Annotated in this window: 25 protein-coding genes and 1 tRNA gene; 18 read left to right on the top strand and 8 right to left on the bottom strand. The window is 41.0% G+C overall.

The features are described 5' to 3' along the window. The first annotated feature begins 126 nt into the window (after nt 1–126). From H7844_01350 to H7844_01330, 5 genes are all read left to right on the top strand, one after another. Nucleotides 127–1,620, top strand: a complete 1,494-nt coding sequence (locus H7844_01350; GenBank protein MEO5355927.1) for a response regulator — start codon at nt 127–129, stop codon at nt 1,618–1,620. A gap of 104 nt (nt 1,621–1,724) precedes the next feature. Then, nucleotides 1,725–2,315, top strand: coding sequence for a hypothetical protein (locus H7844_01345; protein MEO5355926.1), 591 nt, complete (start codon nt 1,725–1,727; stop codon nt 2,313–2,315). Next, the gene (locus tag H7844_01340) at nt 2,315–3,208 is read left to right on the top strand and encodes a 4Fe-4S dicluster domain-containing protein (GenBank protein ID MEO5355925.1); all 894 of its coding nucleotides are present in this window, start codon (nt 2,315–2,317) and stop codon (nt 3,206–3,208) included. The genes H7844_01345 and H7844_01340 overlap by 1 nt, the downstream gene beginning before the upstream one ends. A 12-nt stretch (nt 3,209–3,220) precedes the next feature. After that, nucleotides 3,221–4,450, top strand: coding sequence for a polysulfide reductase NrfD (nrfD, locus tag H7844_01335; protein MEO5355924.1), 1,230 nt, complete (start codon nt 3,221–3,223; stop codon nt 4,448–4,450). A gap of 11 nt (nt 4,451–4,461) precedes the next feature. Then, nucleotides 4,462–4,689: an AtpZ/AtpI family protein gene (locus H7844_01330; protein MEO5355923.1), complete on the top strand. Its 228-nt coding sequence runs from the start codon at nt 4,462–4,464 to the stop codon at nt 4,687–4,689. Between the two features lie 649 nt (nt 4,690–5,338). On the opposite strand, the gene H7844_01325 is transcribed toward H7844_01330, so the two are convergent. The 3 genes from H7844_01325 to H7844_01315 form a co-directional block, all read right to left on the bottom strand. Then, entirely contained in the window at nt 5,339–6,166 is an 828-nt protein-coding gene (locus H7844_01325; protein ID MEO5355922.1) for a phosphodiester glycosidase family protein, read from the bottom strand. Nucleotides 6,167–6,181: 15 nt separating this feature from the next. Next, nucleotides 6,182–6,673, bottom strand: a complete 492-nt coding sequence (locus tag H7844_01320) for a hypothetical protein (protein MEO5355921.1) — start codon at nt 6,671–6,673, stop codon at nt 6,182–6,184. Nucleotides 6,674–6,718: 45 nt separating this feature from the next. Continuing rightward, nucleotides 6,719–6,794 (bottom strand) — tRNA-Asn (locus tag H7844_01315). A gap of 226 nt (nt 6,795–7,020) precedes the next feature. Here H7844_01315 and H7844_01310 point away from each other — a divergent pair. Then, a complete protein-coding gene (locus tag H7844_01310; protein ID MEO5355920.1) occupies nt 7,021–7,620 on the top strand; it encodes a polysaccharide deacetylase family protein in 600 nt (199 codons plus the stop codon). A 1-nt stretch (nt 7,621) separates the two neighbouring features. Beyond that, complete coding sequence (locus tag H7844_01305) at nt 7,622–8,704, top strand: glycosyltransferase family 4 protein (protein MEO5355919.1); 1,083 nt, start codon at nt 7,622–7,624, stop codon at nt 8,702–8,704. Between the two features lie 74 nt (nt 8,705–8,778). Here H7844_01305 and H7844_01300 read toward each other — a convergent pair whose 3' ends face one another. From H7844_01300 to H7844_01290, 3 genes are read right to left on the bottom strand one after another with little or no spacing between them, the layout of a single operon-like run. Beyond that, on the bottom strand, nt 8,779–9,744 hold the full coding sequence (locus H7844_01300; GenBank protein ID MEO5355918.1) for an ATP-binding cassette domain-containing protein: 966 nt from the start codon (nt 9,742–9,744) through the stop codon (nt 8,779–8,781). 6 nt (nt 9,745–9,750) lie between these two features. Continuing rightward, a complete protein-coding gene (locus H7844_01295) occupies nt 9,751–10,713 on the bottom strand; it encodes an ABC transporter ATP-binding protein (GenBank protein ID MEO5355917.1) in 963 nt (320 codons plus the stop codon). An 8-nt stretch (nt 10,714–10,721) separates the two neighbouring features. Then, a complete protein-coding gene (locus H7844_01290) occupies nt 10,722–11,075 on the bottom strand; it encodes a YraN family protein (protein ID MEO5355916.1) in 354 nt (117 codons plus the stop codon). Between the two features lie 190 nt (nt 11,076–11,265). On the opposite strand from H7844_01290, the gene H7844_01285 reads away from it, so the two are divergent. The 10 genes from H7844_01285 to H7844_01240 all read left to right on the top strand — a co-directional run bounded on the left by H7844_01285 (nt 11,266) and on the right by H7844_01240 (nt 22,220). Next, on the top strand, nt 11,266–12,894 hold the full coding sequence (locus H7844_01285) for a tetratricopeptide repeat protein (GenBank protein ID MEO5355915.1): 1,629 nt from the start codon (nt 11,266–11,268) through the stop codon (nt 12,892–12,894). 240 nt (nt 12,895–13,134) lie between these two features. Next, nucleotides 13,135–13,722: an FmdE family protein gene (locus H7844_01280; GenBank protein ID MEO5355914.1), complete on the top strand. Its 588-nt coding sequence runs from the start codon at nt 13,135–13,137 to the stop codon at nt 13,720–13,722. Between the two features lie 79 nt (nt 13,723–13,801). After that, nucleotides 13,802–14,719, top strand: coding sequence for a cytochrome B5 (locus H7844_01275; protein ID MEO5355913.1), 918 nt, complete (start codon nt 13,802–13,804; stop codon nt 14,717–14,719). A gap of 252 nt (nt 14,720–14,971) precedes the next feature. Next, nucleotides 14,972–16,045 carry a type IV pilus twitching motility protein PilT gene (locus tag H7844_01270; protein ID MEO5355912.1) on the top strand — a complete coding sequence of 358 codons (1,074 nt, stop codon included), beginning with the start codon at nt 14,972–14,974 and terminating at the stop codon, nt 16,043–16,045. Between the two features lie 24 nt (nt 16,046–16,069). Next, entirely contained in the window at nt 16,070–17,269 is a 1,200-nt protein-coding gene (locus H7844_01265) for a PilT/PilU family type 4a pilus ATPase (protein MEO5355911.1), read from the top strand. 17 nt (nt 17,270–17,286) lie between these two features. After that, the gene (locus H7844_01260; GenBank protein MEO5355910.1) at nt 17,287–17,766 is read left to right on the top strand and encodes a hypothetical protein; all 480 of its coding nucleotides are present in this window, start codon (nt 17,287–17,289) and stop codon (nt 17,764–17,766) included. Nucleotides 17,767–17,779: 13 nt separating this feature from the next. Further along, nucleotides 17,780–18,859: an aminotransferase class I/II-fold pyridoxal phosphate-dependent enzyme gene (locus H7844_01255; protein ID MEO5355909.1), complete on the top strand. Its 1,080-nt coding sequence runs from the start codon at nt 17,780–17,782 to the stop codon at nt 18,857–18,859. Between the two features lie 56 nt (nt 18,860–18,915). Continuing rightward, on the top strand, nt 18,916–20,034 hold the full coding sequence (locus H7844_01250) for a DUF262 domain-containing protein (protein ID MEO5355908.1): 1,119 nt from the start codon (nt 18,916–18,918) through the stop codon (nt 20,032–20,034). Then, complete coding sequence (locus tag H7844_01245; protein MEO5355907.1) at nt 20,034–21,242, top strand: DUF3696 domain-containing protein; 1,209 nt, start codon at nt 20,034–20,036, stop codon at nt 21,240–21,242. The genes H7844_01250 and H7844_01245 overlap by 1 nt, the downstream gene beginning before the upstream one ends. Next, entirely contained in the window at nt 21,243–22,220 is a 978-nt protein-coding gene (locus tag H7844_01240) for a hypothetical protein (GenBank protein MEO5355906.1), read from the top strand. A 6-nt stretch (nt 22,221–22,226) separates the two neighbouring features. Here H7844_01240 and pstA read toward each other — a convergent pair whose 3' ends face one another. Together pstA and pstC are read right to left on the bottom strand one after the other, a co-directional pair. Next, entirely contained in the window at nt 22,227–23,123 is an 897-nt protein-coding gene (pstA, locus tag H7844_01235) for a phosphate ABC transporter permease PstA (GenBank protein ID MEO5355905.1), read from the bottom strand. Then, nucleotides 23,116–24,000: a phosphate ABC transporter permease subunit PstC gene (pstC, locus tag H7844_01230; protein ID MEO5355904.1), complete on the bottom strand. Its 885-nt coding sequence runs from the start codon at nt 23,998–24,000 to the stop codon at nt 23,116–23,118. Before pstC ends, pstA begins: the two co-directional genes overlap by 8 nt. Before the next feature lie 504 nt (nt 24,001–24,504). Here pstC and trpA point away from each other — a divergent pair. Then, complete coding sequence (gene trpA, locus H7844_01225; GenBank protein MEO5355903.1) at nt 24,505–25,284, top strand: tryptophan synthase subunit alpha; 780 nt, start codon at nt 24,505–24,507, stop codon at nt 25,282–25,284. The last annotated feature ends 1 nt before the right edge of the window (nt 25,285 follow it).

Below are 25,285 nucleotides of genomic sequence, written 5' to 3'. Positions count from 1 at the left end.
TTTTTATTTATTATTCCTTTACCTCTTACTACATTGTTTCAATCACACAGTTTTAACAGATGTATATATGTTAAAATCAAAATATGAATTCTATTTTTTGTTATAAAAGAGCACAAAACGAGACATATGATAAGTGAGACTCAACATATTCGTATAAAGCATGATGTGTCGGTGCTTTATGTAGAGGATGACGTGGCGACAAGGGAGACTCTTGTCCACTATTTAGAAAAAAATGTTAGATCACTTTTCGTAGCCGCAAACGGCAGTGAAGGCCTCTCTTTGTTTGATTCTTGTGAACCGGAGCTGGTAATCACCGATATACGTATGCCTGTCATGGATGGGCTGATGATGTCAAAGGCAATAAAGGAAAGGAAACAGTCTGTTCCAATAATTGTTATAACTTCTTATAATGATCTCAATTTTCTTCTGTCTGCTATAGATATAGGGATAGATAAATATCTGGTTAAACCAGTTAAATTTGAACAACTTAATTCAGCAATAGTCAGTTGCGCAAATGCAATTTATCAGCAGCGGCAAATAATCAAATTAAACGCTGCTCTGCAAAAAAGCATTAAGAAACTAAGTGAAAAAACATTGTATCTTGACAGCATTTTGCGCTCCTCTTCAGACGTTGGAATTGTTGCCATGGATCTCGATTTTTGTATAAGGTACTATAACCCTGCAGCTGAGAAATTTCTTGGCGTGAAAATAGAAAGAGCTAAAGGTTTTCCTATTCCAGAGTTATTTCAGAAAGCGGAATTACGTGCCACTTTTTTAGATATTGCTGCTGCGGTAAGCAGGGATACAGATTATAAATTTCCGTTAACCACAAAAATTGAAAACAAGTCGTATCTTCTGGAGTGCAGACTTTCAGGGATATGGGAGCATAATTCAGAAATTGCCGGTTTTGTGTTGACAGTTCACGATATTACCGAACGGCACAACAGAGAAGAACTTATTAAGGCCTCACTTAGAGAAAAAGAGGTTCTTCTGCGGGAGGTTCATCATCGTGTAAAAAACAATATGCAGATAATTTCAAGCCTGCTCAGATTACAATCAAGGTATATAGAAGATGAAAAACTCTTAGCCATATTTAAAGACAGCGAGTACAGGATTAAGTCTATGGCGCTTATTCACGAAAAACTTTATAAATCAAATGATATGTCAAGTATTGACTTTGCCGCTTATGTCAAGAGCTTAACATCTGGTCTTTACAGCTCCTACTTGACCCCTGTCAATGTACCTCTTAAAGTTGACATAGGTGGTGTTACCCTGGGCATTGATACTGCTATTCCCTGTGGACTTATAATCAATGAGTTAATTTCAAATTCTCTGAAGTATGCGTTTGTCACCGGTGCGGGAGGTGAGATTTCTGTTTTAATGCGTCAAATTGAGGATGGTTATTTCGAGCTTACCGTCAGGGACACAGGCGTGGGAATACCTAAAAATGTGGATTTCAGAAATTCTGATACGCTTGGATTTCAACTTGTAGTAAGTCTCTCGGAGGAGCAGCTGCATGGTTCTATTTCATTGAGTAGAGAGTGTGGTACCGCCTTTACTATAAAATTTAAAGAACTAAACGATTATCATGACAGCAGGCCGCAGAAGCACAATAATTAGATGAGATTTCCTTTTAATTTTCTTTATAAGAATACTTCAATTTTTTGTATTCTTTACTTTATAATACTTTAAAATAAAATATATAACATAGAGAGGTTTTAAATATGAATAATAAACTGATATATTGTTTAATGTTTTGCCTTACTGCATTTTTTTTACCCCTTTATGCAGAGGCGCTGGATAATTCAACGACAGATGATATTCCAAAATATGTAACAACAAAGCCTGAGTTTACAGAGGGGCTTTTTCCATGTTCCAGCTGTCATGCTTCAATGGAGCCTAACCGGCAGCGGCGTGAGTTAGGCTTTCACACGGAAATTCAGTTGAATCACGCTCAGAAGCAACGTTGGTGTCTTGACTGTCATGATTCATCTAACAGGGACATGCTAAAACTGGCTAATGGTGACCTTGTATCTTTTGAAACCTCGTATAATCTTTGCGGCCAGTGTCATGGTAATGTTTTCAGGGATTGGAAAACCGGCATACATGGTAAAAGGGTAGGATATTGGAATGGCGATAAAACCTACTATCTTTGTGTAAACTGCCATAGTCCGCATTCTCCACGATTTAAAGCCGTTAAACCCATGCCGGAACCTGCAAAACCACAGGATGTTAATAAAGTACAGAGTACTTCATTAGTTGAAGTTGGCGGCACTAAACTCTCCATACCACAGTATAAAGGAAGGATAAAGTGATGAACAGAAGAGGTTTTTTAAAAAGTGCAGCTCTTGGTGTCGGCGGTATTTTACTTCCTGCTAAAGACAGCGATGCCTCTGTTTGGGAAGCTTTTTTTCAAAAGCACTTTAGAGAGATGAATGATAAGGAAAAAAAGGATGTTGTTGCAAGGCTTGAAATAGAATATATGCAAAAATACAAGAAGCGGATAACAGTCAAATCAACACCTGCGCTTCCTAACGTTCTCTACGGATACGGCCTTGATTTATCCCGCTGTATTGGTTGCAGAAGATGTGTTTATGCTTGTGTTACAGAAAACAATCAATCACGCAAACCACAAATTCATTATATAACTGTTTTACAGTTTAAACAGGGAGAGAAGTGGGTCAGTGATCTTGAAGAGGCAAAGAAGTACTACAATGCTGAGGAGGTGCCTGAGGCAGGGCATTTTTATATGCCTGTACAGTGCCAGCAGTGTGAGCGCCCGCCATGCGTTAAGGTGTGCCCTACTCAGGCTACGTGGAAGGAACCGGATGGTATTGTAGTTGTTGATTATAACTGGTGCATCGGGTGCAGATACTGTATGGCGGCCTGCCCCTATGGTGCTCGCAAGTTTAACTGGGGAGAGCCGGAGATTCCACTGGATGAGATCAATACTGAAACTCATTATCTTGGCAATAGACCGCGCTTAAGAGGCGCTGTTGAGAAATGCACTTTTTGTGTGCAGAGGGTTAGGGAAAACCCAGGCCGCTACCCTGCATGTGTGGAAATCTGCCCGGTTGGGGCTAGAAAGTTTGGCAATTTACTCGATCCAAACAGTGAAATACGTACTCTAATAGAGACTAAGCGAGTCTTTCGTCTTAAAGAAGAGTTAAACACTCAACCTAAGTTTTACTATTTCTTTAGTTTATGAGGAGATGTTGATATGACAATTTTAAGATTTAGCAAGGATTTATTCAAGCACATCACTACAGGAAAAAGAGCGTATTTTATATGGCTTGGGGTTTTAGCCGTAGTAATGTTAAATGCGTTAATTTCCTATATTAATCAACTAACTCATGGGTTAATCGTTACAAATATGAGAGATCAGGTTTCTTGGGGTTTTTATATAGCAAATTTTACTTTTCTGGTTGGTGTGGCGGCGGCGGCTGTTATACTTGTAATACCGTCGTATGTTTATCATTTTAAGCCGATAAAGGAAATAGTGCTTTTTGGTGAGATGGTAGCCGTGACTGCTGTTTTAATGTGTCTGCTTTTTGTAGTAGTAGATTTAGGTAAACCATTAGCATCATGGCATTTATTTGTGACACCGAATTTTCCCAGTTCAATACTCATGTGGGATGTTATTGTGCTGAATGGTTATCTTATATTAAATTCTTTAGCGGTTATTTATGTTCTTTATTGTGCAGCCAACGGTCGGGAATATAAAATGTATATTATGTGGCCATTAGTATTAATATCAATACCATGGGCATTTAGCATTCATACAGTAACTGCCTTTTTATACAATGGTTTATCCTCACGGCCTTTTTGGAATGCTTCAATAATAGCGCCGAGGTTTATTGCATCAGCGATGTGTTCGGGGCCGGCACTCATGATACTGGTGTTTCAGATTGCCAGAAAAGTCTCCGACATAGAGGTTAATGATAAGGCAATTTTTAAAATTGCAGAGCTGATAGCTTATGCTATGGGTGTTAATCTTTTTCTGTATGGAGCAGAAATATTTAAAGAATTCTACTCAATGAGCATACACGTAGCGCCTCTGGAGTACATGTTTCATGGACTTAAGGGACACACACTTTTAGTGCCGTTTACATGGACTGCATTGGTATTTAACCTGATTGCATTTGTTGTTTTACTTTCACCCGGATTAAGAAACAGATTTTTATACCTAAATATTGCCTGTGTACTGGTTTTTATCGGAGTCTATATAGAAAAAGGTATGGGCTTTGTAATTCCAGGATTTGTGCCGGATACACTTGGTGAGATATATGACTATCTGCCCTCCTATACTGAGATAAGTGTAAGCGCAGGAATTTGGGCTTTTGGAGCATTTTTTTATACACTTCTACTTAAGACTGCTATTCCGATATATAAGGGTGAACTAAGTTTTCTTTCTCACAATATGCGCCGCAACTTGAAGGAGTCGCATTAACAGAGCATTTTTTGACAGCTCAAAAAAAATCAGGCATATTCAGGCATTTATTTTTTGCAGGTCAGGTTGGTCTTAATCTGGTGGTTGCAACTTCTGTTGGATATATAATCGGTAGCGGACTGGACAGCTTTTTTAAAACTGCTCCTTGGCTTACAATTATATTTTTAATTTTTGGAATCATATCCGGTTTCTTAGAGATGTTTCGTCTTGTTCAAAGAGCCATGAAAGACAATGATTAAACAGGTTTCCTTTTTTACCCTCATTCTTTCATTTTCTGCTTTTTCTATTTTATATTTCACCGGTCATACTGATACTGCCTTTAGCGTAGTGATAAGCAGTTTTGTATCCTTAATTAATTTTATTTTTTTATCTTGCGGTATATCAAAACTATTGGATGCGAAACCTGTTGCAATTTTTTTTAACAGTTTTCGTCTAATTTTTTTTATAATTACTATGTCATCATTAATCTATTTTAAAATTGCGAATGTCCTCGGCTTATTCATAGGCTTTACAATAGCTGTTGCCACTATCGCTGCTGTTGGAATAATTGATTCTCGCAAAACGGATTACTGATCCACCTATCAATGTTCCACGTGGAACAAAGTCTCATGAAAAAATCGATGTTGTGTATAACGCTTTGTAACAGCCGATATTGGATTTTATTTTAAAGACATAGTATGATATGGCTTGTGATAAAACAGACGAATCTCGTCAGTTATACGAATGCATTTTTTCCCTGAAAATTCCAAAAATGTAAGTTAGAAATGGGCCATGAAAGAGTTGTAATACCAAGCTGCATTCATTCGATTAACTTTGTTGGCTTCGTCGAAAGCTCCATAGCTGAGTCTGTGGCTGCTTCTACCCACACAAAACCACAGCAGAGCCAAATTATTTCTTCTTAACCAGACCAAGAACATTTGGAATCGGCCAATAGGAATCCTTGGTGTTTTTATTGGACAAATATACGCCCCCTCTTCCTGAGCGCTCAATTTCCTTGCCGCCAATGTTTATATACAACGATGCTTGTTTGCCGCCCTCTAAATACATTGCATTATATATTCTTATAGGGAGATTCAAAATTATATCTATAAACTCATGAACTGTAAGTGGGGTGACAGACATTAAAAAAAGAATATTACCGGACTTGTCCATGCCGAGTGCTGCAATGCTCCATGAGGCCGCCTGCTGTGACCAGACATTTTGCTGTTTGCAGCTAATCATTCTTATGTTTTGAACTAATGTTCTGTATCTGCTAAATGTAGAATTGTCATTGTTACACTCTAAATCAATTATTTGAAATTCTTTGTCTGATCTGTCCTTAGGGTCAAGTGTCAACATTGTCTTGTATGCCTTTGCTATGTGAGAATTAATAACACGACCTTTGCTTTTCATATAACCTACATTAGTTTTACCATCCTCCTGATACATGCCGGCATTAATTACAGCTAATAAATTATACTTGTAAGCCCACTCCTTTACTGTCATGCTGCCGCCGCCTGCATCTGAGGATGTAAGTAATTTTAACTCATAATATTTAGGGGTTGCCCGTAAAACAGTAATTTTCACGCCGTCGCCGGCAGACTCAGTTGAGGTCTCAAATTCGGAAAATTCAATACCCTCATCTAATTTGATCCAATTAGCTTGCAGGGAATTAACAGGGTACGCAAAAAAAAATAAATGAAAGAGGAGTACTGTCTTAAATAAAAAATTTGACATAATTAAATTCCAAAACTAAAATGTGCCTTTGTGTCCCTGATAAACGCCGAGAAAAACGATTACCAGACTTACACACATTATTATCCAGTGAAACATAGTTAAACGCATAAAAATCTTTTTTGTATCATGCTGTGCCTCACCCTTAAATATTATATTAAATAGTTTTTTCTCAAAAGTAAGAACTGTTAAAAAAATCGTCCACAAAATCAGCATTAATGTCAAATAAAATCCGTCTTTGTGGAAAAGCGTATGTAAAACGTCTTTTAAATATATTAATACACCACCGGTCAATCCTGCTATCAAAACGAAAACCTTAGCAATTTTAGCAAACCGTTGTTCTACGCCCTGGAAAAAAAATACTTTTTCCATGGAATCCTCCATGCGAACTATCATAGGAAACACTACTGTCGTTACAAATACAACTCCTCCTATCCAAATTAAAATACTTACAACATGAACAGAAGTAATAAATGGTATCAAAAAGGACTCTATCATTGGGTTTTTCATTCTCAAGCTCTCCTCACGAATTTTTTTTGGAACTATTTTTTGACTTGGCTCCTGGGGAGGGACTCGAACCCCCGACAAGGTGGTTAACAGCCACCCGCTCTGCCGACTGAGCTACCCAGGATTACATACCCTCAGCAACACTTCATTATAGCAATACAGAATTTCTAATGTCAATTTCCACAAAATATAACTCGAAAATATTTATTTATATTCTTCTGCTATAATATCTTAAAAAAACCTGTAATATGCAAAAAGCTATTGTTCTAACATACCATAGCATTGGTCAGCCCAAAAAGGGAGCCAGGCTTCAGGGTCTATACGTCACCCCTAAGATGTTCGCCGCTCAAATGTACTACCTTAAGGTCTGCGGGTATAAGGTTGTAAGTCTGACCGATATTTTTAATTTCTCTCTGGGTCAGCCCTCTGATTCTATACTGGTAGCAATAACATTTGATGACGGTTTTAAGAGCTTCATAGAGCTTGCATTTCCAATTCTAAACAAGTACAACTTCCCAGCAGCCATTTTTTTAGTCTCATCCCTAGTTGGAAAACATAACGAATGGGATTGTGTGGACCTAAAAGATACAAAAGAAATGATGGATTGGAGTGACATAGAATTCTTAAAGAAACAAGGGTTCGAATTTGGCGCCCACTCAAGGACACACCCATCACTTCCCACACTTTCAGACACTGAACTTGAGGCAGAGGTGCGAGGCTGCAAAGACGATCTGCAATCTGCATTAGACCTTCCTGTGGATTTTTTTTGCTATCCATACGGCGATTATGACAGCAGGGTTATAAGGAGTATTAAAGAGTCTGGATTTAAAGGAGCCTTTACCACAAAAAAAGGATATATTTATAGCGGCGATGACCCTTTTGAGTTTAAACGTATGTCAATTAAGCTTAACACTGGGCCTCTGGCCTTTACATGGAAGCTGCTCCGTTAACATGAAGAAAGTACTTCTTTTATATACAAACACAAAGTGGAGCGGCATCGGTTCTCACGGAACACTGCTGGCTAATTCACTTTTAAATTCCGGCATCGAAGTCATTGTTGCATGTCCAAAGGGTAGTGCTGTTTTTGAAAACTGCAAAGCGGCGGGAGTATATGTTTACCATTTGAAATTAAAAAATCTCATGGATTTTCTAGCGCTCTTTAGGCTTCTGTACGTTGTTTATACAGAGGGGATAGATGTTATTGTGTCTAATCTTGGCAAGGAGTACTGGCACGCAGCGTTTGTCTCACTTATGCTGCGCACTAAGTTTGTAATAGTCCGCCATCAGGCAAACAAATTAAAATACGTCACCAACCTGCTAATCCGACACCTCTGTGACCATGTTGTAGCAGTAAGTGGTGCTGTTAAATACGCTCTCACCTCATGTGGAGTAAGCTCAGAAAGGGTCACAGTTATATACAATTCCGTTGATCTTACAGTGTTTGACAGCTCCAGGTTTATCGGAGCCGAGGCAAAGAAGTCGCTTTCAATCAAAAAAGAAACGGTTATTATAGGAACCGCCGGCAGGCTATATGAAGACAAAGGCGGTTTAGTCTTGTTTGACAGCTTTGTACTGTTATTGAAGAAATTTAATAACCTGCACCTGCTTTTTATTGGAGACGGGCCTCTTAGAGAGGTAATCGACCGGAAAGCCTCTGAGTATAACATTTCCGGCAAAGTGACCATTACAGGCTTCAGATCAGACATGGCTTTCTTATACAGCAGCATTGATATTTTTGTTTTACCGACCTCAGGTCTTGAATCATTTGGAATGTCGCTGATTGAGGCGATGGCAATGGGAATTCCTTGTATCGCCTCTGATGTCGGCGGAATTCCTGAGATTATTACAAACAATTATAACGGAGTGCTGGTTAAACCAAATGATACTGATGCGTTGGCGGATTCAATTTCAAGACTGCTTGATGATACATCCTTTGCAGCAATGATCTCAAAAAACGGCTGCGAAACAGTTAAGCAACAGTTCTCAACTATGTCCTTTACTGATAAATTTATCAGGCTTCTAAATAAAATCTGATTATACCAAGCATTATTATTAAATAACTGTTATCCTCTGCGTTTGTCATACAAGGTTGCAATTAAAGGTGAATATTATTCATAAAGATGACAGGAGACTTGCCTTCCATGAGTGAGCAGAAGCTGAGGGGGTACGATTTTACACTTCTCAAAACTTTTGGGGCATCTTGGATGAAAAGGACAGCCGGGAGGTATATCTATGGGAGAGGGGACATCGAAAGAGTTAATGTCAAATGTCTTTCTCTGAGGCTTTGAGGTTCTGATTTTTGGAACCGCATCAAGCAGCATCACAGTGTATGGATGCATGGGTGCACTAAAGAGGGCGTCAGAGTGTGCAAGTTCGACTATTTTTCCAAGGTACATAACACCGATTGAATCACTAAAATACCGGATAACATTTAAATCGTGGCTGATAAACAGAAAAGAGAGACCGTAAGTATTCTTTAGCTCTTCAAGTAAATTAAGCACCTGCGCCTGTATTGAAACGTCTAAAGAGGACAGTGGTTCATCTGCAACAATTAATTCAGGGGAAAGTGCCAGTGCACGGGCAATACATATACGCTGCCGTTGTCCGCCGCTAAATTCATGAGGATAACGGCTCATAACATCAGGCTCAAGTCCCACCTGCTTTAGCAGCTCTCCGACACGCTCCTTAATCTGTCGCTTTGGAAAGAGCTTGTGGATAATGAGTGGTTCAGCAAGTGTAGAATAAATCCTCATTCTGGGATTTAACGATGCAAACGGGTCCTGAAAAATAATCTGTACCGAGCGTCTGTAGGCTTTTAATTCGTCACCTTTAAGAGAAAAGACACTTTTACCTCTAAATAAAACATCACCGCCGTCAGCCCCAATCAAGCGTAAAACAAGTCGCGCTACAGTGGATTTCCCACAGCCGCTTTCACCGACAAGGGCAAACACCGAGCCGTTGTTAATAGTAAAGTCAACACCGTCAACGGCTCTGACATAGCCGGTTTTTTTAAAGACACCGGTGCCGACTGCGTAGTGCTTTTTAAGCGATATTACTTTTAAAAAAGTTTCCATAAAAACTTATGATGACAGCCTTTCGTTTCTGATACACCTGAGAAGTCTGCCGTCACCGGTGTCTCTGAGCTCCGGCTCATCTGACAAACACTTTGGCAGAACAAAGCGGCACCTGTCTGAAAACCTGCAGCCGCAGGGTAGCCAGTCAGCCCGCGGCACTGTGCCCAGTATAGACTCCAGGGGCTGTCCCTTGTTCCCTGGTATTGAATTAAGAAGTCCTATAGTATAAGGATGCAAGGGGCGATTAAACAGCTCCTCAGTCTTTGCAGACTCAACGATTGTGCCTGCATACATTATCGCCACTCTGTCTGTATGTTCGGAGACAATTCCCAAATCATGTGTTATAAACATTACAGACATGTTTTTATTTTCTTTAATAGAGTGTATCAAGTTTAGTATTTGAGCAGCAATAGTGACATCTAAAGCTGTAGTGGGCTCATCGGCGATAAGGAGCTCAGGTTGGCAAGCAATTGCCATGGCTATCATAACCCTCTGCCTCATACCACCGGACATCTGATGGGGATAGTCCTTAGCCCTGCGCTGTGCAGATGGTATCTTTACCTCATTGAGCAGCTCAACAGCCCTGTTGTTAGCCTCACGCCATGAGAGACACTTATGTGTTACCAGCACTTCAGCTATCTGGTAGCCCACGGTAAGTACAGGATTTAAGGAAGTCATGGGTTCTTGAAAAATCATGGAAACTGAATTGCCCCTGAGTGCTCTGCGTCTTTGCGGGCTAAGAAGTTCAAGGTTCTCGCCGTTAAAAAAAATCTGTCCGTCACTTTTGGCATTTTCAGGCAAAATACCCATAATAGAAAGAGCCGTCATGCTTTTACCGGAACCACTTTCACCGACAACTCCAAATATCTCACCTTTATTTATATCAAAGCTCAGGGAATTGACAACGCGTACATCTCTGCCGCCGATTTTAAAACTAACGCTGAGCTGATTTACACTAAGCAGTGACATAGGCGGTATTAACCCTCAAAGGCGCCCTTTATGTGCTCGATTTGATACTGTTTAGCACCTATCATAACGCTGATAACATCAAATCTGACCGCTGCCGGATTATCTAAGGTTTTCATATAAATTAATGCCGTGTTTTTTATTTTATGAATTTTTCTAAAGTTAACTGCTTCAACCGGCATTCCAAATGTATCATTGAGCCTCGTTTTCACCTCTATAAAGACAACACAGTCGCCGTCCTTTGCTATTATATCAATTTCACCTATTTTATTCTTGTAATTTTTTTCTAAAATCTGATACCCCAGCTTTTTTATAAACTCACCGGCTAATTTTTCCCCCTGCTTCCCTGTAGCAACATTGTTCATGTGTATCCTTTATGAAATATTATTATGTAAGCTGCACCAAAACATTATCAGCACAATTTAGTAGTCATTGTCAAAAGCATATTAAAGATAGATATATAGATAATACATTTGGAGGGCGCCCTGAGTCAACACGGTCAGTGTGTTAAAATTACACTAAAAAAAACACCTGTGTTACAATAGAAAGCGAGATATGGGCTCATTAGTTGACAGCAAATGGAAACAGGGTGATGAAATCACTAGGCGCTATGAGATCATAGACATAAAGGCCGGTGGTATGGGAATCGTATATCTTTGTTATGACCGCAAATTCAAAAAAAGGGTAGCACTTAAAACGCTTCAGGAGCGGTACTTAAGCAGTAAAACCCTCAGTGCACGGTTTATGTGGGAGGCGGAGACGTGGGTGCGGCTTGAAAAACATCAAAACATAGTTGTTGCGGAGTACGTTACAAAGATTGAGGACTTGCCGTTTATCTGTCTTGAGTACATAGAGGGAAATGAAAAGTACGGAGCGGAGCTTAAGGGCTGGATAAGAAAGGGCGGCATTGACTTGCCCGGCAGTGTTAACTTTGCTTTACAGTTTTGTAACGGTATGGTCCACGCCTCTACAAAGTTTAAGGAAATGAAGCGTCCCTTTATTTACAGGGATGTAAAACCGGCAAATATAATGGTTACAGCGGAGAGGGTATTAAAAATTACAGATTTCGGCCTTGTAAAGTTAGCACTGGAGCCGGAGGCTAAAGCAGATAAAAAGCGCAAAAATGATGATGAGCCGGAGGATTTTTCTCTTACCCAGGTTGGTACGATTGTCGGTACTCCCTACTATATGTCTCCTGAGCAGTGGTTGTGTAAGGAGTTGGATGTAAGAGCCGATATCTATGCGTTTGGTTGTGTTTTCTATGAAATGATTACAGGGAACCCGCCGTTTGCAGCCGCAACACTTGATGAAATTAAACAACTTCACATAAATGTAACACCTAAACCAATCCCCGATTTACCGGCCAGGCTCTCTGCCTTAATAGGTACCTGCCTTAAAAAGGACAAAAACAAAAGGTACAGCGATTTTAGCATTATCAGAGATGAACTTAACGACATGTATCATTCATTTACCGGCTCAAGGGTGTATCAGGATGATAAATCGGTTATTAAAAAATCGTGGGAACTTATTAACAAGGGGATATCTCTTTTCAACCTAAAGTACTATAATGAGGCACTTGAGTGCTTTAATGCAGCCATAAGGCTAAAAGCATCAAATCCGGACGCATACAGAGGCCGCGGGAGCACATATCATGCTTTGGGTAAATTTGATGAGGCAATAAAGGATTTTAAAGATTCTTTAAGATTAAACCCTGCATCAGCCGAGACGTACTACAACCGCGGGGTAACATACTTTGCCACAGGACGCAACGAAAAAGCGGCGGAGGATTACACTAAGGCGATAGAGCTTGATGAAAACTATGCTGAAGCGTACTTTAACCGTGGTGTTGTTTTAAGAAAACTTGGCAAACTCGATGAAGCCGTTGCAGACTACGGAGAGGCTATTCGTGTTAAGCCTAACTATGTCAAAGCCTACCAAAGCCGTGGAAATGCGCACTTTGCTATGGGCAATTTTGAGGCGGCCGCCGCCGACTACAAAAAAGCATATAAACTAAACAGAAATACTCTTGATGCGCTTTTTAATCTCGCACTGTCTTCAGAACATCTTGGGAAAAACGAGGAAGCCATATTATATTGGAAACTTTTTATATCAGAGGCAAAGAACTCCCCCGAGCAAAGTGCAAAAGTGGAAACCGCCAGAGCTCACTTGCAATCCCTTTCCTAATACCAAGTTGCAGTCAAAAGAGTAACGAGGCGGCAAGGAAAAAGCGACACCTCCCCTTAACAGGGGATTCCCCTTTAGGGGAGACGTCAAGGAGCTTTAGACGAAGCCAACAAAGTTAATCGAATGAATGCAACTTGGTATAAGGCCGTTTATATCTCATTAAGAGGACTGTCCACAAAAACCACAGGGCACATCTTGACTTAGGGGACAACAGCATGGTTAAATGGGTAAGTTAAAGAAATGTCAGATGATTTTGATGCACTTTTAGAAGAGTCGGTAAGAATACATGGTCACCTGTGTCCAGGGCAGGTCCTTGGTGTGCGTCTATCCATGCTGGGGCTTAACTCAATTGGTATCACCGACCCAAAGAACACGCAAAGAAAAGATTTCATTGTGTATGTGGAAATTGACCGTTGCGCCACAGATGCTATACAGTCGGTTACAGGAGCAAGCCTTGGAAAGCGGTCCCTTAAGTTTATGGATTACGGCAAGATGGCGGCAACTTTTGTCAATCTAAAGACCGGCCACGCTGTCAGAATTGTGGCAAGAGAGGATTCCCGCCTTAAATCTACAGAGTATTTCCCGGATGAGACAGACACTCATAAGGCTCAGCTTCAGGCCTATATGATTATGAAAAACGAGGAGCTTTTTGACTTAACAGATGTTGTCGTATCTATTGCTCCTGAGGACATGCCCGGACGGCCTCTCAAGAGACTTCAGTGCCACCTTTGCGGTGAATTTGTGCAAGACATGAGACATATAGAAAAAGACGGCAAAGCAGTGTGTAAGGCGTGCTTTCACAACAACGCTTACTACAAAAAACTGTAATAACGCTGAGGTTGAAGAGAAGTTACAAGCCATGTATTTATGTACTTGCGTATTTTTTGGCAAATATTTACAATATCGGATGTTTATTAAGTCTGCTAAAGCAACCATTGTTGCTTTGTCTGTTGTTATAATTGTCAGCGGTAATTCGTTTGCCTATAGCGAGTTTTCCGAAAAGACAAAAAAAGAATGCCGGTACTGCCATATAGATTCCGACGGCGGCGGGAAATTAACAGCTGAGGGAGAAGCCTATAAGACAGAGCTATTTAGCAAAGGCAAGGGGTTGGAGCGTACAACCGCTCAGAAGATAATCAGGTTTATTGTTGGTTTTTTACACATAACAGGGGGCGTTACGTGGTTTGGTGCGATACTTTATGTGCATATTCTGTTAAAGCCTGCCTATGCTTCACGGGGGCTTCCACGCGGAGAGCTGACTCTTGGCTGGATTTCTATTTGTGCTGTGGGTATCACAGGGTTTCTTTTGACCATAGCTCGGATCAGTAATTTACAGACACTATTTCATACAAAATTTGGAGTTCTTTTAACCATAAAAATACTTATTTACATATTGATGGTGACAACGGCGGCAATAGTTACTTTTTTTATCGGCAAGAAACTTAAGGAGGCAGTGGCGGGCACAGTTGACACTAAAAAGGGCTTTTTTACGCCGGAGGAAATTGCAAAATGTGACGGTAAGGACGGCAGGCCTGCATATGTTCAGTATAAAGGGAATATTTATGACCTTACCGCCAGCAGGATGTGGAAAGACGGCAAACATGCCGGAAAACATCCAGCCGGTTTTGACCACACGGAGTCGCTGAAACAAGCGCCTCACGGAGAGGATAAACTATCGAGGTATCCGGTTGTCGGTGAGTTGGTACAAGAGCAGAAAACAGCAAAGGAACCTTTTCATAAGCGGTTGTTTTTCTTTTTTGTATATATGAATCTGTTTTTGGTTTTTGCAGTGCTTTTTGTTATTTCCCTGTGGAGATGGGCCTAAGAGCGTCCTTTCCTCCGGTACCGGTGCTTTTGTTAGAGAGAAACTATTGATATGGAAAGAAGGGGTAGCCCCTACAACAAACACGTCAGAAGTAAACACAGGCTGCAAGGGGCAAGCGAAGCAGGCGTACTTTTTCGTATAGTTTTTTGATGAGGCAATTCGCCCTTTTGACAAAGCCATGATATATTTGATACACTTGCGTTGAAGGTGGGTGAATGCTTTTTATAAAGACATGCGAGGGCGGAGGTCTTAATGGCAAAAATAGATGCCTTTTTTAAGCTAATGAATGAGCAGGGTGCATCGGACTTACACATGGTGTCGGGCTCTCAGCCTATACTGCGTATCCGCGGGGAGATGGAGCGTATAAAGTACAAAGAGCTTGAAAACGATGAGCTCAAGGGTATGCTTTATGAAATAGCCCCCGAGGACAAAGTTAAGCAGTATGAGGAAACCGGTGATGTTGACTTTGCCTATGAAATACCAAAGTTAGGCAGATTTAGGTCTAACTTTTTTCAACAGAAATGGGGAGTCGGCGCCGTCTTCAGGCAAATACCGGAAAAAATAGCCACGGTTGACGAGCTTGGGCTGCCTCCGGTGTGTAAAAAGTTTGCTATGCTTAATAAGGGGCTTGTGCTTGTAACCGGGCCCACCGGAAGCGGCAAGTCAACAACACTTGCCGCCATTGTTGACTATGCTAATAAAAACAGAAAAGACCATATTCTGACCATAGAGGATCCGGTGGAGTTTGTCCATAAAAGCGCAAGCTGTATCGTAAACCACAGAGAGGTCGGCCTTCACACCAAATCATTTTCGGCAGCCCTGAGAGGGGCACTGCGTGAAGACCCTGACATAATACTTGTCGGCGAAATGAGAGACCTTGAAACAATACAGCTTGCCCTTGAGGCGGCCTCAACCGGACATCTTGTCTTTGGCACCCTGCATACACAGAGCGCTACCAAGACCGTTGACAGAGTAATAGACGTCTTTCCGGCTAACCAGCAGGCACAGATTCGCACAACCCTCTCGGAGGCCTTAAAAGGTGTGGTTGCCCAGAACCTGTTCAAACGTATAGATAAAAAAGGCCGCTGCGCTGCGCTTGAAATTCTGGTTATAACTTATGCGGCTGCAAACCTTATCAGGGAGGCAAAAACACCGCAGCTTGCCTCAGTCATGCAAACCGGTAGGAAACTCGGCATGGTGACCCTTGATGACGCCATCCTTGACTTACTTCAAAAGGGATGGATATCCCCCGAGGATGCCTATGATAAATCGATGGACAAAAAACGGTTTATTCCATTTTTGAAAGAACCGCCGCCGGACTTTTAAAAAAAAGAAAGAGGTGATATAACTATGAGAAGAGCCGAGGTAGATTTTATCCTTTCAGGAATGCTGGAAAGTGCGGCAAATGTTTCCGACCTTAACCTTACTGTTGGTAAGCCCCTTCAGGTGGAATCATCCGGCGTCTTATTACCGGTACATCTGGAAGAAATGCCGATAGAGGAATTAACGCCGTTTCAGACGGAAATGTTTGCTCTGAACCTGATAAATTCCGACAGGCGGCTTACAGAAAATCTTTTGAAACAAGGCTCTTGTGATTTATCTTATTCCCTTCCGGGCAAGGCCCGGTTCAGAGTCAATATATTTTCACAACGCGGGAATTATTCCATCGTTCTGAGAAAGCTTGAAACAAGAATACCAACACTTGCCGATTTAAAAGTTCCAAAGGTTTTAGGACAGATTGCGGAGGAAAAAAACGGACTTGTCCTTATAACAGGGGCAACCGGCAGTGGTAAATCCTCAACGCTTGCCGCAGTTTTAAATATAATTAACGAAAACAAACAAGTGCACGTTCTTACCCTTGAGGACCCTGTAGAGTTTGTCCATCCGCATAAGAAGGCAACGTTTAACCAGAGGGAGATGGGTTTGGATTTTGATGCATTTTCAAGTGGGTTAAGGGCGGCGCTGAGGCAAGCTCCCAAGGTCATTCTGGTTGGAGAGATGAGAGACCGTGAAACGGTTGAAATCGGCATGACGGCGGCTGAAACCGGACACCTTGTGCTTTCCACACTCCACACTATAGATGCCGGCCAGACAATAAACAGAATAATCGGCATGTTTGATAAAGAAGAGGAAGTGTTGGTAAGAAACCGCCTCTCGGACACGGTCAGGTGGATAGTAAGTCAGCGGCTGCTTCCAAAAGTAGGCGGGGGCCGGGTGGCCGCCATTGAAATTATGAAAACAAACATAAGGGTAAAAGACAGTCTTATAAACGGTGAGTCGGAGGGTAAGACCTTCTACGAAATAATAGACGCCGGTGAAACCTACGGAATGCAGACCTTTGACAAGTCCATAGTGAACCTCTACAGGGTAGGGCTCATTACCGAGGAGACGGCAATGGCATATGCCTCAAGAAAGGCTCTGGTTGGCCGCGGCATAGACACGGTAAAGAGTACCAGGGGCGAGAAAACCACCGACATTGAGGACTTGTCACTGGATAGAGAATACGCACGTAAGGCTAAATTGCCAAACAGACCGCCTCAGGGAAGATAAAAGAGGAGACGAATCTTATGCCAACGCAAGACTACCAGGGAATGAACTTTGAGCACTACACTGAAGGATTTAAGGAATCTATGGTGTGTGTCGAAAATAAGGAGCATCTTAAACTCATAAGCGATACCCTTAATGATTTGAAATATAATGTTGTCATATCACCTAATTTAGAGGACGCCTTTGAACGTATCAGGTACAACCAGTATGACGTTCTGGTCCTTGATGAGGTGTTTGGTGGAGGGGACGCCGGCAGAAATGAACTTCTTGAAACATTTCAAACAATGCCCATAAATAACAGGAGAAAGGTGTTTTTAGCCCTTATCGGCAATAATTATAAGACGCTGGACAATATGACTGCTTATACAAAGAGTGTAAATGTGATTATAAACGTAAAGGATCTACCGAATTTAAAAGTAATTCTCAATAAGGCTATCTCCGAAAACGACCTGTTTTATAAAGTAATGAAGGGTATTCTTACAGACATTGGGAAGGCCTGATGAGTGTTGTGTAGTGTCCGGCCTGCATGGAGGTGATATTTACTCTGCGGCTGAGAAGTTAAAAATACCGGAGAGAAAAATAATTGATTTCAGCTCGTCCCCCAACCCTCATGGCGTCTCTAAAAAGGTAAGAGCTGAGATGCGGAAGTACCTTAAATTTCTGAGCAATTACCCTGACCCTGAAAGCCGGCGATTGACAAGAGTGCTGTCTGAGCGTTACGTGGCCGGTACGGAAAATATACTCTGTGGCAACGGCAGCACCGAGTTGATATACTTAATTGTACGTGCTCTGAAGCCTCAACGGGCGCTTCTTGTTGCTCCCACCTTCAGCGAGTACGAAAATGCGTTAAGAATGTATGGAGTTAGTGACTTGTCCGTGATGATGCTGAAAGAGACGGACAATTTCAAATTAGACGTCTCTGCCTTTACCGAGAAGCTCAAGGACAGGGATATTGCATTTCTTTGTAACCCAAACACACCGACCGCCGGGTTTATAAACAAGGCGGATATGCTCAGGATTTCTGAGACGGCTGAGGCCACAGGGTGTTATCTGGTTGTGGATGAGGCATTTATGGATTTTTTTTATCTTCACAGTGAAAACCCGGGCGGCTTTAGCGTAATTGATCATGTTTTAAAAAACCCGTATCTTATTGTGCTGAAGTCATACACCAAGTTTTATGCACTGTGCGGCCTTAGAATCGGTGCTGTGTTTTCAGATAAAAAAACGGTTCAACTGTTGAAAACTTATAAGGAGCCGTGGACTGTTAATACGCTTGCTCAGAGGGCGCTGGTTACGGCCCTCAGAGATAAGGTATATGAACGTGACACGTTTGCTTTATTAAAAGAGGAAAAGGTTTTTTTCGAAAAATCATTTAATAAGCGTGAAATTCAATACTTTCCGTCAAGCGTTAATTTTTATTTGATTAAGCATGAACGGGCGGCACATATTTACGAAAAACTACGAGACCGTGGGATTTTATTAAGAAGTTGCGCTGACTATAATGGACTAAGCGATAATCACCTGCGAATAGCAGTAAAAACCCGCAGGGAAAACTCTGTTTTATTCAAAAGTTTGTCACATGCTTTAAGATGAAAGTACCTGTTTTCTTGACATAGATCAAAATTATATATTTTACTGGAGCATATATTATGGAAGGAACTATGGAAATAAATAGCATTGTGGAGTCAAACCAGTCAGGAGATAATGTTGAGGGATACGATCGTTTGCCATCCGATGCGTTAGGTGAATATCCGATTGACAACATTTTGATCAGAACTCAATCAAGAACTGTTTATGACGTGTTAAGAAGGATAAAGGCCGGGCAGTTTATATTAAATCCTGATTTCCAGAGAGATTTCGTTTGGGAAGTAGATAAACAAAGCAAGCTGATAGAGTCTGTCTTAATGCGTATTCCTCTGCCGGTGTTATATCTGGCCGAGCGTGAAGACGGCATGACTGTTGTTGTTGACGGCCTTCAGAGATTGACAACATTCTACCGTTTTCATAATAATGAGTTTTCTTTAAAAGGGCTCGTTGATCCAAGAAAGAATTTGAACGGCAAAACATTTGCCGCCCTCCATCCAAAGTTTCAAAATCGGATAGAAGATACAAACCTTATATTGTATATTATAGATTCCAAAGTGCCGGAACAGGCAAGGCTGGATATTTTTGAGCGGGTAAATGGCGGAGTTCCTCTTTCAAGACAGCAGATGAGAAATTGTATTTATATGGGGAAAGCCACAAATTGGCTTAAAGAATGTGCACAAAATGAAATATTTAAGAAGGCAACCGGAGACAGCCTTGATTCTAAAACTATGCGGGACAGAGAGTGTATAAACCGTTTTTGCGGGTTTTATCTTCTTGGCACAAACACATATGACGGCAACATGGATAGTTTTCTTGCAGAAACACTTAAGCATATGAATAAAATGACTGATGATGAATTAAAAGGGCTCTCTGATATTTTTTATCAGAGTATGGAGAATAATTATCTGGTGTTTGGCAAACACGCTTTTAGAAAACATTCAAACCCTGAGCAGGCAAGAAACATAATTAATGTGTCTCTTTTTGATGTTTATTCCGTATTTATGGCAAAGTATAAGAAAGAAATGATAGCAGCAAACGCTGATTTAATTCACAACGCTTTTTATAAAACTATGGAAAATCAGGATTTTGTTGCTTCTATTACCTCCGGTACAAATGATAAGAAAAGAGTGAATACAAGATTTAGCTATACAGAAAATGCCTTTAAAGAGGTCTTAGGCTGATGTTGACAGAAATCTACCTTGAGTATTTTAAGTGCTTTGAGAGACTCAGGCTTCCGCTGGCGCCTTTAACATTACTTACCGGCCTTAACGCTTCAGGGAAATCTTCAATATTACAGGCGTTGTTATTACTTCACCAAACTGCCGTTGATAATACATATAGTGATTCACTTTTGTTACACGGCTCTGTTATACGTTTAGGTACTGCTGGTGATATCGTTGATAAAGTAACCGGAAGGGATGAATTAACTATAAGATTGAGTTTTAAAGAAGATAGTTTTTCCTGGAAGTTCAACGCTGCTGATAAGGATAACTTAGTTATCCCCTTACAAGAAGTTGAGTGCCACTATAAAGATGAGGATATTCATAAATCTAAAAAGAAAATAGAATATGAAGGATTATATTTTATTTTTTCTCCGTTTAGTACTTCCGAGAATGAATTAGAGCCAAAATTATATAAAACAGTTAAAAAATATGAAAATTTATTGGAAAACCTAACCTACGTATCTGCTGACAGACTAGGCCCAAGGGAAACATACAATGTTAGTACATCAGATCGCAGAAGAGATGTTGGGGTAAACGGGGAATTAACCCCGTGGTATCTGAATGAATTTTCATATAAAACAGTAGAGCCCATGTTATGTAAAGAGGGCAACCCGTCAACCCTTGAGAGTCAGGTAAATGCCTGGATGGGAGAGTTTTTCCCCGGCTCAGGTTTTCTTGTAGAGTCTTTGAGGGGGACGCCTTATGTGACCTTGACAATACGCTCAAGTGAGGGAGGGGATTTTCACAGACCTCAAAACGTTGGATATGGCCTTACTCACATACTGCCTATTATTACGGCCTGCCTTGGCGCCGGCAAGGGTGACATTGTGTTGATTGAAAGCCCTGAGTCTCATTTGCATCCGGCAGGGCAAAGTAAGATGGGAGAGTTTTTGGGTTTGGTTGCAGCCTCCGGTGTGCAGGTAATTGTGGAAACTCACAGTGACCATATCTTAAACGGCATACGAAAGGCTGTCAAAAAAAATAAGATAAGTCATGAGGATGTGGCCATCCACTTTTTTAACCGCCGCCCCAAAGAGGATGAAACACATATACCACAGGTAATTTCACCTGTCATTGATGGTAATGGAAATCTTGGTGAATGGCCAAAAGGTTTTTTCGATCAATTTGATCTCGACATGGAGTATTTTGCAGGTTGGAGTGAGTAAATGGAGTTTTTTTTTAATGAGCTTTCAGTCCATAGTCAGTTTAAGAATTTAGGTGATTTTCGCTCATCCACTGAGGAAATCCTCAGATGTCATTCCTTAGTTAATAAGTCAGGCTATAAACTGTACTGCTCAGGTAATCTATATAGTATCATGGTTTATGGGGATGTAACATTTCAAAAAGCAGTTAATGATATTGCAGATAAAAACTTTACAAGAAGCGTTTTATCGTGGATACACAAGACAGGCCCTTTTTGGGAAAATGAATCATATAAAGATAAAGACGATACCTTCAGGCTGATAAATAACTCAAGTAATACTGATATAACGGCTGCCTCACTTTCAGAGGCGGCAATACGAGCTTTTTATGGCAGCAGATGTTATTCATTAAGTTATGAACCTTCAGATTATACAAAAACACCTTTAAGCGTTTTAATTCAAAATAGAAACACAACCAAAGAAATACACAACTTTTGGAAATTCGCGGAACTCGGTATATTTCTTAAGGAAAGTGACAAAAATAAAGTTTCTTCATGGGATACTCTTATTGAATGGGCAAAAAGAAATTGTACATATCTCCATTTTGCAGACTATGTTATAGATAAACTTACACCGGAGCCATATTCACAACAGCTTGCAGCAAGAGTACAAGTTCTGCTTGAGATTTTAAATGAATTAAATATGTGCGAATGTGATAAAACCGGTAGTGCTGAACTTCAACAAAGAAAGCAAGACATCAAGAATAACTATTTTAGCAAAAAGAAAGCTCTTTTTACTGATGAATCGGATACCAATAAAAGAAACCATAAGAAAGACCTGACATTTGAGCACCCTGAGGACAAGAGTAAAGAGTTATTTTGCCCGTTTCATGGAAAAATCAAAATGGACCGGCAATTTAGGATACACTTCAACTGGCCAAAGAAAACATCGGGCGAAAAACTGTATATAGTTTACATCGGCCCAAAAATCACAAAAGATTAGCGCATCTTACCAACGCATCTTTTTTTCGTATTTATTTCTGAGCACTGCAACGAGTCCGTTAATGATAAAAACAATGACCAGCAAAACGGTAATACCGGCGGCGGCGTTAACTGAAAACTCCCGTTGCGGTCTTGATACCCAGTTAAATATCTGAATCGGCAAATTGGTAAATCCATCCATAAACCCCTGCAGAGAAAAGAATGGAAATTCCGTCTTTATCGGCATCTCAGGCAGAAACGCTATGTAAGTAAGAGCGCCTATCATTATAAGAGGCGCCGCCTCCCCAATAGCACGTGATATGGCAAGGATTGCGCCGGTTAGAATCCCGGGCATTGCAGAGGGTAACACCTGCTTTCTTATGGTTTGCCATTTAGTAGCCCCAAGCGCATATGAGGCCTCCCGTATCGTTGAAGGTATTGACCTTATAGCCTCTCTGGAGGATATTATAATTATCGGCAATACCAGCAGCCCCATCGTCAACCCTCCGGCAAGAACACTGTTTCCTAACTTTAAAATTCGTACAAACAACTCAAGCCCTAAAAGCCCGTAAATTATTGACGGCACGGCTGAAAGGTTGGCTATATTGATTTCTATCACCTCGGTCATCCAGTTCTTCCGAGCATATTCCTCAAGGTAAATAGCAGCGGCAACTCCAACAGGAAACGAAACCATCACGGTGGTTACCACTATCCACACCGACCCTACCCATGCTGACAGAATCCCGGCCTCTAAAGGCTTTCTGGATGGAAAACTTGACAAAAATTTCCAGCTTAACCTTGGATACCCTGTGGTAAAGACATTGTATATGAGAAAAATCACTATTACAAGACCAAAAACCGCAGCAAGAAAACCAATTACAGAAAAACACTTGTTAAATATTTCTGAATTTTTAGATTTATTCATAAACATATCTGAATTTCTTCTTTAAATGATAACTGAGGATATTTAACAAAAAAGTAACTACAAAAAGACTCATTCCGGCGGCAAAAATAGTTTTAAATTCTATTGTCCCGGTCGGTGTATCCCCGAGGCTAACCTGCACAATGTATGCAGTAACGGTCTCTATGGGAATGAGGGGGTTTAGCGTAAAGCGGGGCTGCTGACCGGCTGCTATGGCAACAATCATCGTCTCGCCGATTGCCCTTGATATGCCCAGAATAAATGCCGCCGCCACACCTGAAAGAGCCGCAGGGAGCACTATTTTAAAAGACGTCTGGAGTTTAGATGCCCCAAGGGCGTATGACCCCTCCCGGATACTTATCGGTACAGCCCTGAGTGAGTCCTCGCTTATGGAAAGCACCACAGGTATTATCATTATGCCCATCACAATGCCCGGACTGATTGAGTTAAAACCGGAAAGCTCAGGAATGATTTTCTGTAAAAACGGGGTAATTAAAAGCAGGGCAAAGTAGCCATAAACTACCGTGGGTACAGCCGCCAAAATTTCAATTGCCGGTTTCAATATCTTTCTTGTCTTTGCGCCGGCATATTCACTCGTATAGACGGCGCCGATAAGTCCTATCGGTAATGATATCAGCATAGAGATAAGTGTAGTTAGAAGGGTGCCGCAAAACAGTGACATAATCCCAAAGTGTTTATCTTCAAACAAAGGCGTCCACTGTGTGTCAAACAGAAAATCCCTGATTTTGACAACCATAAAAAACTCATAAGTCTCAAACACCAGGACCAATACAATCCCGACTGTTGTTAACACGGATAAAAGGGCGGACAAAAACAAAAGCCCCTCTATCAGCTTTTCTTTAAGCTCGTTGCTAAACAAAACTATTCAGACTCTTCCTTACTTTGCATTACGACAATACTAACATTTTAATTGTTACAACAAAGTGAAAATTATGTTACATTTGTGTTAACTAAATGATTCCTTGTTATATTGAGCTGTGTATCCTGAGAAAATGTTAAAGCGGATGTTTCTTTATTATGCACGTATTTTCAACGATTATGACAGATTACCAAGACAGATACTTTTATATGTGGGAGATAAGCCGTTAAATATAAGAAATGGGGGATTATTTGTTTGAGATTATCAATATAAAAAACATCAACTGTTCTGTTGCTTTTCATCAAAGAGTTGCCCTCTGAAAAAAGAGCAACCCAAACCTACGCAACCCTTATAGACATAATCGCCGGCAAATTCAGAGTACAAGGGTTTTCAATAATGTCACGACTGACGCCTTTCATCCTTAAAAAATTTTGTCCTTTTTAGGAATTTAAGTTATAATAGCAAACCATGAGCCGGACTAAAGTGAAAAGATAAGAGGAAGATATGGAAAACACACGAATAGGGCGGAGATTTGAAACCATTTTGAAAGAAGGAAAGAGGGCATTTATCCCCTACATAATGGCCGGGTGTCCATCTCTGGAAAAGACTGAGGAATGGGTTTTAAACTTTGCACGGCTTGGGTGTGACATAGTGGAGCTGGGAGTGCCTTTTTCCGACCCCCTTGCCGATGGTCCGACAATTCAGGCAGCAGCTGATATAGCCGTTAAAAACGGCATCACCCTCAGGAAAGTTCTTGACCTTGTTGCCGGATTACGTAAGAAGACCGATATAGCCATTGTCCTTATGACATACTTCAATCCGGTGTTTAAGTATGGGATGGAGATGTTTATCCTTGATGCCGTACAAAAGGGTGTGGACGGAGTAATAATCCCTGATTTGCCGCCTGATGAGGAACCGGGCTTTAAGGGACTTGCCCTTAAAAATAACCTTGATACAATTTACCTACTGGCTCCCACCTCAACCGGCGATAGAATAAAACTTGTATCACAAGCCTCCCGGGGTTTTATATACTATGTTTCCATAACCGGCATAACCGGCTCAACAATCAGTATAGGGGCTGAGCTGAAAGAGATGGTCGGAAAAATCAAAAAAATTTCCGGTAAACCAGTGGCCGTGGGGTTTGGCATAAAATCACCGGAGGAGGCCTCAGAGATAGCCCGCCACGCAGACGGCGTAATTGTGGGAAGCTCTATAGTCTCAGCCATGCTTAATGATGAAAAAAATCTCGAAAATTATATAATTAGTTTAAGAAAGGCTATTTAAC

This window comes from Nitrospirae bacterium YQR-1 (assembly GCA_039908095.1).
In the GTDB taxonomy this organism is placed as follows: Bacteria; Nitrospirota; Thermodesulfovibrionia; order Thermodesulfovibrionales; family Magnetobacteriaceae; genus Magnetomonas.
This window is presented reverse-complemented; position numbering and strand designations above follow the sequence as displayed.

What these genes read in the sequence shown, in the direction of transcription:
- H7844_01290 (MEO5355916.1), bottom strand. Translation starts at nt 11,075, where the DNA reads ATGAACAATGTTGCTACAGGGAAGCAGGGGGAAAAATTAGCCGGTGAG.
- H7844_01340 (MEO5355925.1), top strand. Translation starts at nt 2,315, where the DNA reads ATGAACAGAAGAGGTTTTTTAAAAAGTGCAGCTCTTGGTGTCGGCGGT.
- H7844_01300 (MEO5355918.1), bottom strand. Translation starts at nt 9,744, where the DNA reads ATGGAAACTTTTTTAAAAGTAATATCGCTTAAAAAGCACTACGCAGTC.
- nrfD (MEO5355924.1), top strand. Translation starts at nt 3,221, where the DNA reads ATGACAATTTTAAGATTTAGCAAGGATTTATTCAAGCACATCACTACA.
- H7844_01250 (MEO5355908.1), top strand. Translation starts at nt 18,916, where the DNA reads ATGGAAGGAACTATGGAAATAAATAGCATTGTGGAGTCAAACCAGTCA.
- H7844_01350 (MEO5355927.1), top strand. Translation starts at nt 127, where the DNA reads ATGATAAGTGAGACTCAACATATTCGTATAAAGCATGATGTGTCGGTG.
- pstA (MEO5355905.1), bottom strand. Translation starts at nt 23,123, where the DNA reads ATGAATAAATCTAAAAATTCAGAAATATTTAACAAGTGTTTTTCTGTA.
- H7844_01245 (MEO5355907.1), top strand. Translation starts at nt 20,034, where the DNA reads ATGTTGACAGAAATCTACCTTGAGTATTTTAAGTGCTTTGAGAGACTC.
- H7844_01325 (MEO5355922.1), bottom strand. Translation starts at nt 6,166, where the DNA reads ATGTCAAATTTTTTATTTAAGACAGTACTCCTCTTTCATTTATTTTTT.
- H7844_01285 (MEO5355915.1), top strand. Translation starts at nt 11,266, where the DNA reads ATGGGCTCATTAGTTGACAGCAAATGGAAACAGGGTGATGAAATCACT.
- H7844_01260 (MEO5355910.1), top strand. Translation starts at nt 17,287, where the DNA reads ATGCCAACGCAAGACTACCAGGGAATGAACTTTGAGCACTACACTGAA.
- H7844_01305 (MEO5355919.1), top strand. Translation starts at nt 7,622, where the DNA reads ATGAAGAAAGTACTTCTTTTATATACAAACACAAAGTGGAGCGGCATC.
- H7844_01320 (MEO5355921.1), bottom strand. Translation starts at nt 6,673, where the DNA reads ATGAAAAACCCAATGATAGAGTCCTTTTTGATACCATTTATTACTTCT.
- trpA (MEO5355903.1), top strand. Translation starts at nt 24,505, where the DNA reads ATGGAAAACACACGAATAGGGCGGAGATTTGAAACCATTTTGAAAGAA.
- H7844_01310 (MEO5355920.1), top strand. Translation starts at nt 7,021, where the DNA reads ATGTACTACCTTAAGGTCTGCGGGTATAAGGTTGTAAGTCTGACCGAT.
- H7844_01275 (MEO5355913.1), top strand. Translation starts at nt 13,802, where the DNA reads ATGTTTATTAAGTCTGCTAAAGCAACCATTGTTGCTTTGTCTGTTGTT.
- H7844_01280 (MEO5355914.1), top strand. Translation starts at nt 13,135, where the DNA reads ATGTCAGATGATTTTGATGCACTTTTAGAAGAGTCGGTAAGAATACAT.
- H7844_01270 (MEO5355912.1), top strand. Translation starts at nt 14,972, where the DNA reads ATGGCAAAAATAGATGCCTTTTTTAAGCTAATGAATGAGCAGGGTGCA.
- H7844_01295 (MEO5355917.1), bottom strand. Translation starts at nt 10,713, where the DNA reads ATGTCACTGCTTAGTGTAAATCAGCTCAGCGTTAGTTTTAAAATCGGC.
- H7844_01265 (MEO5355911.1), top strand. Translation starts at nt 16,070, where the DNA reads ATGAGAAGAGCCGAGGTAGATTTTATCCTTTCAGGAATGCTGGAAAGT.
- H7844_01345 (MEO5355926.1), top strand. Translation starts at nt 1,725, where the DNA reads ATGAATAATAAACTGATATATTGTTTAATGTTTTGCCTTACTGCATTT.
- H7844_01240 (MEO5355906.1), top strand. Translation starts at nt 21,243, where the DNA reads ATGGAGTTTTTTTTTAATGAGCTTTCAGTCCATAGTCAGTTTAAGAAT.